Below are 12,926 nucleotides of genomic sequence, written 5' to 3'. Positions count from 1 at the left end.
GCGTGCGGCGCTTTAGCGCTCGACCTCACCCTTGATGAACTTCTCGACGTTGGCGAGGGCCTCGTCGTCGAAGTACTGGACCGGCGGGGACTTCATGAAGTACGAGGACGCGGAGAGGATCGGGCCGCCGATGCCCCGGTCCTTGGCGATCTTCGCGGCGCGCAGGGCGTCGATGATGACACCGGCGGAGTTCGGGGAGTCCCACACCTCGAGCTTGTACTCGAGGTTCAGCGGAACGTCGCCGAACGCGCGGCCCTCGAGGCGCACGTACGCCCACTTGCGGTCGTCCAGCCAGGCCACGTAGTCCGAGGGACCGATGTGGACGTTCTTCTCGCCCAGCTCGCGGTCGGGGATCTGCGAGGTGACGGCCTGCGTCTTGGAGATCTTCTTGGACTCCAGGCGCTCGCGCTCGAGCATGTTCTTGAAGTCCATGTTGCCGCCGACGTTCAGCTGCATGGTGCGCTCGAGGCGGACACCGCGGTCCTCGAAGAGCTTCGCCATGACGCGGTGCGTGATGGTGGCGCCGACCTGCGACTTGATGTCGTCACCGACGATCGGGACGCCGGCCTCGGTGAACTTGTCCGCCCACTCCTTGGTGCCGGCGATGAAGACCGGGAGGGCGTTGACGAAGGCGACCTTGGCGTCGATGGCGCACTGCGCGTAGAACTTCGCGGCGGCCTCGGAACCCACGGGCAGGTAGCAGACGAGCACGTCGACCTGCTTGTCCTTCAGGACCTGGACGACGTCGACCGGGGTCTCGGCGGACTCCTCGATGGTCTGGCGGTAGTACTTGCCCAGGCCGTCGAGGGTGTGGCCACGCTGAACCGTGACGCCCGAGTTCGGGACGTCGCAGATCTTGATGGTGTTGTTCTCGCTGGCGCCGATGGCGTCGGAGAGGTCGAGGCCGACCTTCTTCGCGTCGACGTCGAAGGCGGCGACGAACTCGACGTCACCGACGTGGTACTCGCCGAACTGGACGTGCATCAGGCCGGGCACCTTGGTCGCCGGGTCGGCGTCCTTGTAGTACTCGACGCCCTGCACCAGCGAGGCGGCGCAGTTGCCCACGCCGACGATGGCTACGCGAACCGAACCCATTCCGGTTGCTCCCTGTGTGATCGTGGAAGCCCTGCTGTGCGCAGGGTTTCACTTGGCGGTGTCGTCGGACGGATCCGGCCGGGTACTGCCCCCGTGCCGGGGCAGGCCGCCCGTCTCTCCAGAATCGTTGTCGTGCAGAGCGGGGGCGTCGGAGCCGGATCGCTGATCCCGCCCTGCCCGCTCGCTCTCGATGAGCTCGTTCAGCCAGCGCACTTCGCGCTCCACGGACTCCATGCCGTGGCGCTGCAGCTCAAGCGTGTAGTCGTCGAGGCGCTCTCGGGTCCGGGCCAGGGAGGCGCGCATCTTCTCGAGGCGCTCCTCCAGCCGGCTGCGGCGGCCCTCCAGGACCCGCATCCGCACCTCGCGTTCGGTCTGACCGAAGAAGGCGAAGCGGGCGGCGAAGTGCTCGTCCTCCCAGGCGTCCGGGCCCGTGTGGGAGAGGAGCTCCTCGAAGTGCTCCTTACCGGCAGGCGTCAACCGGTAGACGATCTTGGCCCGGCGTCCTGCGAGTGAAGCCGCCAGGGCCTCCTCCGGAGCGCTGCCCGGCTCCTCGATCAACCAGCCGTTGGAGACCAGCGTCTTGAGGCAGGGATACAGCGTTCCGTAGCTGAAGGCCCGGAAGACGCCCAGCGAGGTGTTGAGGCGCTTGCGCAGCTCGTACCCGTGCATGGGGGCCTCGCGAAGCAGGCCGAGAACGGCGAACTCGAGGATGCCCGAGCGCCTGCTCATCCGTCGCCTCCTCCGCTTCCCGGGACCTTTATGCCGTGCTGATGTATCGACTCGATACATCAGCACGATAGAACGGCCCGTCTGTCTCGACAAGTGGGACCGCCGTGACCGGCGTCACATCGTCAATTCACAGGGGGCGACTTGCCTGATTTGGGCGGAAGTCCGGCTCTCCGTGGGTTTTGGCCGTGCGTAGTCTGTGCGGCATGCAGACCACCGGGAACCGAGCGATGCCGTGGGGCGTCAGTGCTGCGGGTGACCGGCTGCGGTACGGATGGGCCTCCGATGGGGTGCCGTGCGTGCACATTTCGGGGGGACCGGAACTCAACTGCCGCTTCCAGGCGTACGCGCCTGCCCGAGGAGTAGTCGTTCGATGAGCGAGCATCGTCGCAAAATGCCGCCGCAGCAGCCGCCGACGGGTGGGCGCGCGGCGGCACGGCGCGCTGCCCAGCAGCCGGTGGGCCGCAGGTCGGCCCATGACGTAGGTGTGGAGGCCCCTTCGGCCTCGTACGGCCCACCCTCCTCACACGGGGAGGAGGAGCGTCCTTACGGCGGCCGCGCGGAGGCCCGCCGGGCCGCCCAGCGCGGCAGTCGCCGCAAGGGCGCCGACAACGGCCCCGGAGGCCCCGGTGGTCCCGGCGGCGGCGGGGGCCGGCGCGGGGGCGGCGGTGGCGGCAGCGGTCCGGGGCGGGGCTCCGGCGGTCGCCCGCCGGGCAAGAAGCGGATCATCGACTATCCGCGGTACGACAAGCACGGCTGGCGTCGCTGGATGCCGTCGTGGAAGCTCGTGACGGGCACGTTCCTGTTCTTCGTGGGCAGTCTGATGGGCGCTGCCGCGATCGCGTACTCGCAGGTGGAGATTCCCGACCAGGCCCTGACCGCGACCTCGCAGAACAACATCTACTACTGGGCCGACAAGACCCGCATGGTCGCGACGGGCAGCGGCACCAACCGCCAGATCGTCCCCATCGAGCAGATCCCGACGTCGATGCAGAACGCGGTGATCTCGGCGGAGAACAAGACCTTCTGGGACGACCGCGGCGTCGACCCGATGGGCATCGCCCGCGCCGTGTGGAACATGGCCAAGGGCGGCGAGACCCAGGGCGGCTCGACCATCACCCAGCAGTACGTCAAGAACAACCGCCTCGACGACCAGTCGCAGACCCTCACCCGGAAGGTGAAGGAACTCTTCATCTCCATGAAGGTCGGCAACGAGGTCGAGAAGCGCGACGTCATGGCCGGCTACCTGAACACCTCGTACTACGGCCGGGGTGCCTACGGCATCCAGGCGGCGGCCCGCGCGTACTTCAACAAGGACGCCAAGGACCTCGACCCCAGCCAGTCGGCGCTGCTCGCCGCGGTGCTGAAGGGCGCGACGTACTACGACCCGGCCGGCTACCCCGAGATCGACCCCCGTGCCACGGCCGAGGCGAACACCGAGCGGGCCACCCTCCGCTGGAAGTGGATCCTCGACGAGATGCAGAAGGACGGGCGTCTCACGGCCGAGGACCGGGCGAAGTACACCACCTTCCCCAAGGTGAAGAAGCCCGGCCAGAGCGCCAACCTGGGCGGCCAGATCGGCTACCTGGTCAGGACCGCCAACGCGAACATCAAGAGCCAGTTCGGCATCAGCGTCCAGGACCTGGAGCGCGGCGGCTACGAGATCTTCACCACCTTCGAGAAGGACAAGGTGAACAAGCTCGAGAAGTCGGTCAAGAAGATCCTCGACACCAAGATCGACCCGAAGAAGCGCCCGGAGGACGACACCCACGTCCAGTTCGGCGGTGCTTCCGTCGACACGGCCACCGGGAAGATCGTCGCCCTCTACGGCGGACCCGACGCGACCAAGCACTTCACCAACAACGCCGACGCCACCGGCGCCATGGTCGGATCGACGTTCAAGCCCTTCGTGCTCGCCGCCGCGATGAAGTACGGCGTCCGGGACCCGAAGCTCGGCCCGGTGCAGGACGAGTCCAGCCGCAAGATCCTGGACCCGGACAAGAGCCGCTACAACGGCAAGGACGAGCTGGTCATCCGGAAGTACAACGGCGACATCTGGCTCGACGGCAGCGGCAAGGAGTGGAAGCAGAGCAACGACGAGAACGCCAGCTACGGCGGCATCTCGCTGCGCCGGGCCATGGTCCGCTCCGCCAACTCGCCGTACGTGCAGCTCGGCATGGACATCGGCATCGACAAGGTCCGCCAGTCCGCCGTCGACTCCGGTCTCCTGGAGAGCTCGCTCGTCCAGGGCGAGGTGCCCTCGTTCTCCCTCGGCATCTCCAGCCCGAGCGCCATCCGCATGGCCGGCGCCTACTCGACCTTCGCCAACGGGGGCAAGCAGAACGACCCCTACTCGGTGGAGAGCATCAAGAAGGAGGGCGTCGTCATCAAGAAGCACGAGGCGGCGCCCAAGCAGCCCTTCTCGCCGGCGATCGCCAGCCAGGTCACCGACGTGCTCCGTGACGTCGTGGACGACCCCGAGGGCACCGGTACGAAGGCACGCATCCCCGGGCGCGCCGTGGCCGGCAAGACCGGTACCACCGACGACAACATGTCGGCCTGGTTCGTGGGATACACCGCGCAGCTGGCGACCGCGATCGACATGTACCGCTACGACGACGACGACACGAAGAAGGACCGCAAGTTCGAGGACATGTACGGCACCGGCGGTCAGGAGAAGATCCACGGTTCGTCGTTCCCGTCGCGGATCTGGCAGGACTACATGTCGCAGGCGGTCGAGGGCATGCCGTTCGTGAAGTTCCCCGAGCCGATGGACATCGAGAACGCCGAGCCCGTCTTCGGCGGCGGCGCCACCAGCCCGACGCCTACGCCGACGGCCACGCCGACTCCCACCGACTCGATGTCGCCGTCGACGACCCCGCCGGCGACCGCGACCACGACTCCCCCGGCGAGCAGGACCCCGAAGCCGGGCAAGACGACCTGTGACGTCTGGGACTGGAGCTGCAACAACCAGGGCAACCCGGGTGGCAGCACGGGCGAGCCCACGACCACACCACCCAGCCAGGAATCGCCGACGCCGACCGATACGGCGACGGACGAGAGCGGCGGCGGGAACGGCAGACCCGGCGGCGGGACCTGGATCCCCTGATCCTCCGCCCGGACACGCTCCGAGGGCCGTCGCGTCCGCTCCGTACCTTCCGTACGGAACGGCCGCGGCGGCCCTCGCCGTTTTCACGGGGACGTACGGCAGGATGTCCCCCATGCCGAGCCTCCAGAAGACGAGCGCGCCGCAGGACCGGCCGCAGGGCCGCTCTCGGACGGTCATTCCCACCCACCGGGACAAGGTGGCCGCCGCGGGCAGCGAACTGATCGGCGGCCCCTACGGGCGCCGGGCGCTGTCCGGCACCGGACAGCTCACGCCCGTGCGGGTGATCTCCCTCGTGGCCATCGGCATGTTCGCCCTCGGCATGGTGCAGAAGCTGCCCTGCTACAACTGGGCCTGGTTCCGCGGGACGACCTCCCAGTACACCCACGCCTGCTACTCCGACATCCCCCACCTCTTCGCCGGGCGGGGCTTCGCGGACGGCCTGGTGCCCTACTTCGACCGGCTGGGCGGCGACATACCGTTCCTGGAGTACCCCGTCCTGACGGGCCTGTTCATGGAGGTCGCGGCCTGGCTGACGCCGGGGGGCGGCGACCCGGCCGAGAACGAGCGGGCGTACTGGCTGGCCAACGCGGGCCTGCTGATGGTGTGCGCGGCCGTCCTCGCGGTCTGCGTGACCCGTACGCACCGCCTGCGCCCCTGGGACGGGCTCCTGGTGGCCCTGGCGCCCTCGGTCGCGCTCACCGCGACGATCAACTGGGACATACTGGCCGTCGCGCTGACCGCCACCGCCGTCCTGATGTGGTCGCGCGGACGGCCGCTGGCCTTCGGCATCCTGCTCGGCCTGGCCACCGCCGCCAAGTTCTACCCGATACTGCTCCTGCTGCCCCTGCTGCTGCTCTGTGCCCGGGCCGGGAAGTGGCGGGAGTACGGGGCCGCGGTGCTCGGGGCCGGCGGCGCCTGGCTGGTCGTGAACCTGCCCGTGATGCTGCTCGCTCCCGAGGGCTGGAAGCAGTTCTACCTGTTCAGCCGGGCCCGGAACGTCGACTTCGGGTCGATCTGGCTGCTGGTCAGCCAGCGGACGGGCACGACGATCCCGCCGGAGCGGGCCAACCTGTACGCGGTGCTGCTGATGGCGATGGCCGCGGTCGGGCTCGCCTACCTGGCGTTCACGGCCCCCCGCCGGCCCCGCTTCGTCCAGCTGGCCTTCCTGGTCGTCGCCGCGTTCGTGCTCACCAACAAGGTCTACTCGCCGCAGTACGTCCTGTGGCTGGTCCCGCTGGCGGCGCTCGCCCGGCCCCGCTGGCGCGACTTCCTGGTCTGGCAGGCGTGCGAGGTCGTGTACTTCCTCGGCATCTGGATGTACCTGGCGTTCACGAGCAGCGGCAACAAGCAGGGACTGCCGGTGGACGGCTACCAGTTCGCGATCATCCTGCACCTGCTCGGCACGCTGTACCTGTGCGCGATGGTCGTACGCGACATCCTGGCGCCCGAGAAGGACCCGGTGCGGCAGGACGGCGCGGACGACCCCTCGGGCGGTGTCCTGGACGGCGCGGAGGACGTCTTCGTCACGGGACGGGCCGCGCGTCCGGCCCGCCACGCCGCGCCGGGCACCGAGGAGGGACAGCGGGTGAGCTGGGGCACCTCCGACGATCCGAACTACCCGTGGGGCGTCCGCGAGCGGCCCTGAGAACGGACGACCCCCCGGGAGCGCCGCTCCCGGGGGGTCGTCCGTCGCGGTCGGCTCAGCGCTCGACGAGCCGGTCGAACTGCGTGGTGGTGTGGCGCAGATGGGCCACGAGCTCGTCGCCGACCCGGGGCTCCTCGGCGTCGGAGGGCACGAACAGGATCGACACCTGCATGTGCGGCGGTTCGGCGAACCAGCGCTGCTTCCCGGCCCAGACGAAGGGCGACAGGTTCCGGTTGACGGTGGCGAGACCGGCCCGGGCGACTCCCTTGGCGCGCGGCATGACGCCGTGCATCGCCTTGGGCGCCTCGAGGCCCACGCCGTGCGACGTGCCGCCGGCGACGACGACCAGCCAGCCGTCCGAAGCGGCCTTCTGCTGGCGGTAGCCGAACCGGTCGCCCTTGGCCACCCGGGTCACGTCGAGGACCGCGCCGCGGTACTCGGTGGCCTCGTGGTCGCCCAGCCACAGCCGGGTGCCGATCCGGGCGCGGAACCGGGTCTGCGGGAACTGCTGCTGGAGCCGGGCCTGCTCCTCGGCCCGCAGGTGGCTGACGAACATGGTGTGCAGCGGAAGCCGCGCGGCCCGCAGGCGGTCCATCCAGCCGATGACCTCCTCGACGGCGTCCGTGCCGTCCGGGCGGTCCAGGGGCAGGTGGAGGGCGAAGCCCTCCAGGCGGACGTCCTCGATGGCCGCGTGGAGCTGCTGGAGCTCCTCCTCGTGGACGCCGTGCCGCTTCATCGAGCTCATGCACTCGATCACGACCCGGGCGCCGACCAGGGCCCGGACGCCGTCCACGGACGACACGGAACGGATCACCCGGTCGGGCAGCGGAACCGGTTCCTCACCCCGCCGGAACGGGGTGAGCACCAGCAGGTCGCCGCCGAACCAGTCCTTGATCTTCGCGGCTTCGTACGTGGTGCCCACGGCGAGCATGTCGGAGCCGAAACGGGCCGCCTCGTCGGCGAGACGCTCGTGTCCGAAGCCGTATCCGTTGCCCTTGCAGACCGGGATGAGACCGGGGAACTGGTCGATGACGCTCTTCTGGTGCGCGCGCCAGCGAGCGGTGTCGACGTAGAGGGAGAGCGCCATGGCCGGCCCGGAACCTTTCTGGTGGCAGCGGTGTATCAAAGATGTGTACGAGACTACGAAAGCCTACGGAACCCTCAGCGGCGCGACATGTAGATGTCGAGCGCCTTGTGGAGCAGCTTGTTCAGCGGGAAGTCCCACTCGCCGACGTACTCGACGGCCTCGCCGCCGGTGCCCACCTTGAACTGGATGAGTCCGAACAGGTGGTCGGTCTCGTCGAGCGAGTCCGAGATGCCCCGCAGGTCGTAGACGGTCGCGCCCATCGCGTAGGCGTCGCGCAGCATCCGCCACTGCATCGCGTTCGAGGGCCGGACCTCACGGCCGATGTTGTCGGAGGCGCCGTACGAGTACCAGACGTGGCCGCCGACCACGAGCATGGTCGCGGCGGAGAGGTTCACGCCGTTGTGGCGGGCGAAGTAGAGCCGCATGCGGTTGGGGTCCTCGCTGTTGAGGACGGTCCACATGCGCTGGAAGTACGAGAGCGGGCGCGGCCGGAAGTGGTCGCGGACGGCCGTGATCTCGTAGAGGCGCTGCCACTCGGCCAGGTCCTCGTAGCCGCCCTGGACGACCTCGACGCCGGCCTTCTCGGCCTTCTTGATGTTCCGGCGCCACAGCTGGTTGAAGCCCTTGAGGACGTCGTCGAGCGAGCGGTTCGCGAGCGGGACCTGGAAGACGTACCGGGGCTGGACGTCGCCGAAGCCCGCGCCGCCGTCCTCGCCCTGCTGCCAGCCCATCTTCCGCAGCCGGTCCGCGACTTCGAAGGCACGCGGCTCGATGTGGGTGGCCTCGACGTCCTTGAGGCGCTTGACGTCCGGGTCCTGGATGCCGGCCTTGATGGCGGCCGAGTCCCAGCGCCGGATGACGACCGGCGGGCCCATCTTCACGGAGAAGGCGCCCTGCTGCTTGAGGTGCGCCAGCATCGGCTGCAGCCAGTCGTCGAGGTTGGGCGCGTACCAGTTGATGACCGGGCCCTCGGGCAGGTAGGCGAGGTAGCGCTTGATCTTCGGGAGCTGGCGGTAGAGCACCAGACCGGCGCCGACGAGTTCACCGGACTTGTCGAACCAGCCGAGGTTCTCCGAGCGCCACTCGGTCTTCACATCAGCCCACGCCGGGACCTGGCAGTGGCTCGCCGCGGGCTGGCTCTGGATGAATGCCAGATGCTGCTCACGGCTGATGGTCCTCAGGGTCAGGCTCATGCGGGGCGCTCCTCGGCAGGTGTGTCCCCATCGGTCAGGGGCTCCGGCTCTCGCGCCGAAGCCTACTGTGACCGGGAAGCGCCCCGGAGTGGCGTGTACGCCCTGACGTGCCGCTGGGCTCAGCTGCCGACGCCGCCGAAGAGGCCTCCGTGCGCCATGCCGAGGTAGAAGCCGAACGCCGAGGCGCCGAGTCCGAGGACCAGCAGGAAGCGCTCGCGGGTCGTCACGGAGATGAACTGTCCGTAGGCACCGGTCAGGATGCCGATCAGGCCCGCCCAGGAGCTCAGCAGGTGCAGGCTGTCGAACATCGCGGTGACGAAGGCGAGGACGCCCAGGACCACCGTCACGCCGACCAGGGCGTCCTGGAGGGGGTGGGGCTTGCCGTCGGTCGCGAAGAGGGAGTGGCCGGGGTCGGGTCGCATTGCCTGTGCCATGGGGCACCTCCTGGCGTTGCTGCACGAGGGCGGCGCATCAGGGCGCCGCCGACATCCGTCGTGTCCAGGTTGCGGCCCTTCCCGGGGAAATTTCAACCGGAGAGCGATGTGCGGGTACTCTGTACAGCTGCGCCGGTGTCTGCCCAGTTCCCTCCGGGATCCCCGACGGCCCCCTCGCTCGTCGAGGGGATTGTCAGTGGTGGCGGATACCGTTGCTCACGCATCACGACCCTCCTGCCACGGAACGACCGTGGCCGCTGAGTCCAAAGGAGGTGGGTTCCACATGCGTCACTACGAGGTGATGGTCATCCTCGACCCCGATCTGGAGGAGCGCGCTGTCGCCCCCCTGATCGAGAACTTCCTCTCCGTCGTCCGTGAGGCGAACGGAAAGGTCGAGAAGGTCGACACCTGGGGCCGTCGTCGTCTCTCGTACGAGATCAAGAAGAAGCCCGAGGGCATCTACTCGGTCATCGACCTGCAGGCCGAGCCTGCGGTCGTCAAGGAGCTCGACCGCCAGATGAACCTGAACGAGTCGGTCCTCCGGACCAAGGTCCTCCGTCCCGAGACCCACTGAGCTTCTAGCTCAGAGGTCATCGGGTCCGAGTAGCAACAAAGCAGCCAGAAGCAAACCCGCCGAGAGGTTCCCCCATGGCAGGCGAGACCGTCATCACGGTCGTCGGCAATCTTGTCGACGACCCCGAGCTGCGCTTCACCCCGTCCGGTGCGGCGGTCGCGAAGTTCCGTATCGCGTCCACCCCCCGCACCTTCGACCGTCAGACCAATGAGTGGAAGGACGGCGAGAGCCTGTTCCTCACCTGCTCGGTCTGGCGTCAGGCGGCGGAGAACGTCGCGGAGTCGCTTCAGCGAGGCATGCGCGTCGTCGTGCAGGGCCGCCTGAAGCAGCGGTCCTACGAGGACCGTGAGGGCGTCAAGCGCACGGTCTACGAGCTGGACGTCGAGGAAGTCGGCCCCAGCCTCAAGAACGCCACGGCCAAGGTCACCAAGACCACCGGTCGCGGTGGCCAGGGTGGATACGGCGGCGGCGGCCAGCAGGCCGGCGGCGGTGGCAGCTGGGGTGGAAACTCCGGCGGTTCCCAGCAGGGTGGTGGCGGTGCTCCCGCCGACGACCCGTGGGCGACCGGCGGCGGTGCTCCCTCCGGCGGCCAGCAGGGCGGCGGAGGCAGCTGGGGTGGAAACTCCGGCGGCGGCTACTCGGACGAGCCCCCCTTCTAGGCCTCGCCTGGAAGCAGCTCGTACCCCCACTTCTTGATCACACAGGAGAAACACCATGGCGAAGCCGCCTGTGCGCAAGCCTAAGAAGAAGGTCTGCGCGTTCTGCAAGGACAAGACCGCGTACGTGGACTACAAGGACACGAACATGCTGCGGAAGTTCATTTCCGACCGTGGCAAGATCCGTGCCCGCCGCGTTACCGGCAACTGCACGCAGCACCAGCGTGACGTCGCCACGGCCGTGAAGAACAGCCGTGAGATGGCGCTGCTGCCCTACACGTCCACCGCGCGATAAGGGAAGGGTGACCGAAAAATGAAGATCATCCTCACCCACGAGGTCTCTGGCCTCGGTGCCGCTGGCGACGTCGTCGACGTCAAGGACGGCTACGCTCGCAACTACCTGGTCCCGCGTGGTTTCGCGATCCGCTGGACCAAGGGTGGCGAGAAGGACGTGGCGCAGATCCGCCGCGCCCGCAAGATCCACGAGATCGCGACCATCGAGCAGGCCAACGAGATCAAGGCCCGGCTCGAGGGCACGAAGGTGCGCCTGGCCGTTCGCTCCGGCGACGCCGGCCGTCTCTTCGGCTCCGTGACCCCGGCCGACATCGCCTCGGCGATCAAGTCCGCGGGTGGCCCCGACGTCGACAAGCGTCGCGTCGAGCTCGGTTCGCCGATCAAGACCCTGGGCTCGCACCAGGTGTCCGTGCGTCTGCACCCCGAGGTTGCCGCGAAGCTCGGCGTCGAGGTCGTCGCCGCGTAACGCTGCCCTTGGCAGTCTGCGCTCAGCAGTGAGGAAGGGCCGCACCCCTCGGGGTGCGGCCCTTCCGCTGTTTCCGCGGCCCTTCCGCTGTTTCACGTGAAACGGGGCGTCTGTTTCACGCGAAACCGGGCGTTCCACGTGAAACGTTCAGCGTGTGGCCCCGGTGACGATCCAGCGACCGGAGCGGGCACGCAGCCAGAGCGTGAGCATCCGCACCGTCATCATCAGCGTCATCGCCCACCAGAGGGCCGTGAGACCTCCGCCGAACGCCGGGATCAGCAGGGCCACCGGGGCGAAGACAGCGAGGGTCAGCAGCATGGCCCAGGCGAGGTACGGGCCGTCCCCCGCACCCATCAGGACGCCGTCGAGCACGAAGACGACGCCGGAGATCGGCTGGGAGACCGCGACCACCAGCAAGGCCGGCAGCAGGGTGTCCTGGACCGTCGTGTCGCCGGTGAAGAGCGGAATGAACACGGGGCGGGCGGCGACGAGGAGCACGCCCAGGACGACGCCGGACACCACGCCCCACTGGACCATGCGACGGCAGACCTGCCGGGCTCCCTGGGCGTCGTCCGCGCCGAGATAGCGGCCGATGATGGCCTGGCCGGCGATGGCGATGGCGTCGAGGGCGAAGGCCATGAGGCTCCACAGGGACAGGATGATCTGGTGGGCGGCGACCTCGGCGTCGCCCAGCCGGGCCGCGACGGCCGTGGCGATCATCAGGACCGCGCGGAGCGAGAGCGTACGGACGAGCAGGGGGACGCCGGCCTGCGCGGAGGCACGGATGCCGGCCGCGTCAGGGCGGAGGGAGGCTCCATGGCGCCGCGCGCCCCGCACGACCACGACGAGGTAGACCACGGCCATGCCGTACTGGGCGATGACCGTGCCCCAGGCGGAGCCGGCGATACCCAGACCGGCTCCGTAGACCAGTCCCACGTTGAGCGCGGCGTTGGCGGCGAAGCCTCCGATGGCCACATAGAGCGGTGTACGGGTGTCCTGGAGGCCGCGCAGCACGCCGGTGGCGGCCAGGACCACCAACATGGCGGGGATCCCGAGGCTGGAGATCCGGAGATAGGTGACGGCGTACGGCGCGGCGGTGTCGGAGGCCCCGAAGACGCCGATCAGCCCCGGCGCGGTGGGCAGGGTCAGGGCCACGACGGCGGCGCCGAGCAGAAGAGCGAGCCAGATGCCGTCCATCCCCTGCCGGATCGCGGCCGGGAGGTCTCCCGCGCCCACGCGCCGCGAGACGGCGGCCGTGGTGGCGTAGGCGAGGAAGACGAAGACGCTGACGGCGGTGGAGAGCAGAGCGGCGGCGATCGCGAGGCCCGCCAGTTGGGGGGTCCCGAGGTGACCGACGATGGCACTGTCGACCATGAGGAAGAGCGGCTCGGCGACGAGGGCGCCGAAGGCCGGCAGGGCGAGGGAGACGATCTCGCGGTCGTGCTGTCGACGGACGGCCTTGGAGGTCACGGGAGCCTGGCTCATGGGGTCAATCTAATCTTCCACAGGTAAGAGATCTAGTGCATTGTTGATCCTTACTTCCCGGGGGCTCGGGGCTTCGGGTGTGGGCCGTTTGTTCTGATCTTGATCCCGGGGGAGAACTTTTTCTCCTGCACAGGCCGTGGATGGAGAAACCGCAGGTCAGGG

Annotated in this window: 12 protein-coding genes; 6 read left to right on the top strand and 6 right to left on the bottom strand. The window is 68.8% G+C overall.

Features of this window, described 5'->3' with window-relative positions:
* Window positions 1–12 precede the first annotated feature (12 nt).
* A complete protein-coding gene (locus tag AC067A_RS12430) occupies window positions 13–1,095 on the bottom strand; it encodes an inositol-3-phosphate synthase (RefSeq protein ID WP_478618277.1) in 1,083 nt (360 codons plus the stop codon).
* Window positions 1,096–1,143: 48 nt separating this feature from the next.
* A complete protein-coding gene (locus AC067A_RS12425; protein WP_478618274.1) occupies window positions 1,144–1,824 on the bottom strand; it encodes a PadR family transcriptional regulator in 681 nt (226 codons plus the stop codon).
* 370 nt (window positions 1,825–2,194) lie between these two features.
* Between AC067A_RS12425 and AC067A_RS12420 the strand changes: the two genes are divergently transcribed.
* Both AC067A_RS12420 and AC067A_RS12415 read left to right on the top strand, forming a co-directional pair.
* Window positions 2,195–4,930: a transglycosylase domain-containing protein gene (locus AC067A_RS12420; RefSeq protein ID WP_478618271.1), complete on the top strand. Its 2,736-nt coding sequence runs from the start codon at window positions 2,195–2,197 to the stop codon at window positions 4,928–4,930.
* A 112-nt stretch (window positions 4,931–5,042) separates the two neighbouring features.
* Entirely contained in the window at window positions 5,043–6,575 is a 1,533-nt protein-coding gene (locus AC067A_RS12415) for a glycosyltransferase family 87 protein (protein WP_478618268.1), read from the top strand.
* A 55-nt stretch (window positions 6,576–6,630) separates the two neighbouring features.
* On the opposite strand, the gene AC067A_RS12410 is transcribed toward AC067A_RS12415, so the two are convergent.
* From AC067A_RS12410 to AC067A_RS12400, 3 genes are all read right to left on the bottom strand, one after another.
* Complete coding sequence (locus AC067A_RS12410; RefSeq protein ID WP_478618265.1) at window positions 6,631–7,662, bottom strand: alanine racemase; 1,032 nt, start codon at window positions 7,660–7,662, stop codon at window positions 6,631–6,633.
* 74 nt (window positions 7,663–7,736) lie between these two features.
* Window positions 7,737–8,855, bottom strand: a complete 1,119-nt coding sequence (locus AC067A_RS12405; protein WP_389168595.1) for a lipid II:glycine glycyltransferase FemX — start codon at window positions 8,853–8,855, stop codon at window positions 7,737–7,739.
* A 119-nt stretch (window positions 8,856–8,974) separates the two neighbouring features.
* Window positions 8,975–9,289, bottom strand: coding sequence for a hypothetical protein (locus AC067A_RS12400; protein WP_478618261.1), 315 nt, complete (start codon window positions 9,287–9,289; stop codon window positions 8,975–8,977).
* A gap of 283 nt (window positions 9,290–9,572) precedes the next feature.
* On the opposite strand from AC067A_RS12400, the gene rpsF reads away from it, so the two are divergent.
* The 4 genes from rpsF to rplI all read left to right on the top strand — a co-directional run bounded on the left by rpsF (window position 9,573) and on the right by rplI (window position 11,279).
* Complete coding sequence (gene rpsF / locus AC067A_RS12395) at window positions 9,573–9,863, top strand: 30S ribosomal protein S6 (protein WP_017240415.1); 291 nt, start codon at window positions 9,573–9,575, stop codon at window positions 9,861–9,863.
* 74 nt (window positions 9,864–9,937) lie between these two features.
* Window positions 9,938–10,522, top strand: a complete 585-nt coding sequence (locus AC067A_RS12390; RefSeq protein WP_478618258.1) for a single-stranded DNA-binding protein — start codon at window positions 9,938–9,940, stop codon at window positions 10,520–10,522.
* A 55-nt stretch (window positions 10,523–10,577) separates the two neighbouring features.
* Window positions 10,578–10,814, top strand: a complete 237-nt coding sequence (rpsR, locus tag AC067A_RS12385; protein WP_005315025.1) for a 30S ribosomal protein S18 — start codon at window positions 10,578–10,580, stop codon at window positions 10,812–10,814.
* 18 nt (window positions 10,815–10,832) lie between these two features.
* A complete protein-coding gene (rplI, locus tag AC067A_RS12380; protein WP_030204953.1) occupies window positions 10,833–11,279 on the top strand; it encodes a 50S ribosomal protein L9 in 447 nt (148 codons plus the stop codon).
* A 147-nt stretch (window positions 11,280–11,426) separates the two neighbouring features.
* On the opposite strand, the gene AC067A_RS12375 is transcribed toward rplI, so the two are convergent.
* On the bottom strand, window positions 11,427–12,764 hold the full coding sequence (locus AC067A_RS12375; RefSeq protein WP_478618255.1) for an MATE family efflux transporter: 1,338 nt from the start codon (window positions 12,762–12,764) through the stop codon (window positions 11,427–11,429).
* Window positions 12,765–12,926: the final 162 nt, after the last annotated feature.

The sequence above is a fragment of the Streptomyces sp. NPDC043176 genome, from assembly GCF_056436715.1.
This window is presented reverse-complemented; position numbering and strand designations above follow the sequence as displayed.

Bases quoted from the DNA above. Each gene is read 5' to 3' on its own strand.
- AC067A_RS12405 (WP_389168595.1), bottom strand. From the start codon at position 8,855: ATGAGCCTGACCCTGAGGACCATCAGCCGTGAGCAGCATCTGGCATTC.
- AC067A_RS12400 (WP_478618261.1), bottom strand. From the start codon at position 9,289: ATGGCACAGGCAATGCGACCCGACCCCGGCCACTCCCTCTTCGCGACC.
- AC067A_RS12410 (WP_478618265.1), bottom strand. From the start codon at position 7,662: ATGGCGCTCTCCCTCTACGTCGACACCGCTCGCTGGCGCGCGCACCAG.
- rpsF (WP_017240415.1), top strand. From the start codon at position 9,573: ATGCGTCACTACGAGGTGATGGTCATCCTCGACCCCGATCTGGAGGAG.
- rplI (WP_030204953.1), top strand. From the start codon at position 10,833: ATGAAGATCATCCTCACCCACGAGGTCTCTGGCCTCGGTGCCGCTGGC.
- AC067A_RS12420 (WP_478618271.1), top strand. From the start codon at position 2,195: ATGAGCGAGCATCGTCGCAAAATGCCGCCGCAGCAGCCGCCGACGGGT.
- AC067A_RS12425 (WP_478618274.1), bottom strand. From the start codon at position 1,824: ATGAGCAGGCGCTCGGGCATCCTCGAGTTCGCCGTTCTCGGCCTGCTT.
- AC067A_RS12430 (WP_478618277.1), bottom strand. From the start codon at position 1,095: ATGGGTTCGGTTCGCGTAGCCATCGTCGGCGTGGGCAACTGCGCCGCC.
- rpsR (WP_005315025.1), top strand. From the start codon at position 10,578: ATGGCGAAGCCGCCTGTGCGCAAGCCTAAGAAGAAGGTCTGCGCGTTC.
- AC067A_RS12375 (WP_478618255.1), bottom strand. From the start codon at position 12,764: ATGAGCCAGGCTCCCGTGACCTCCAAGGCCGTCCGTCGACAGCACGAC.
- AC067A_RS12390 (WP_478618258.1), top strand. From the start codon at position 9,938: ATGGCAGGCGAGACCGTCATCACGGTCGTCGGCAATCTTGTCGACGAC.
- AC067A_RS12415 (WP_478618268.1), top strand. From the start codon at position 5,043: ATGCCGAGCCTCCAGAAGACGAGCGCGCCGCAGGACCGGCCGCAGGGC.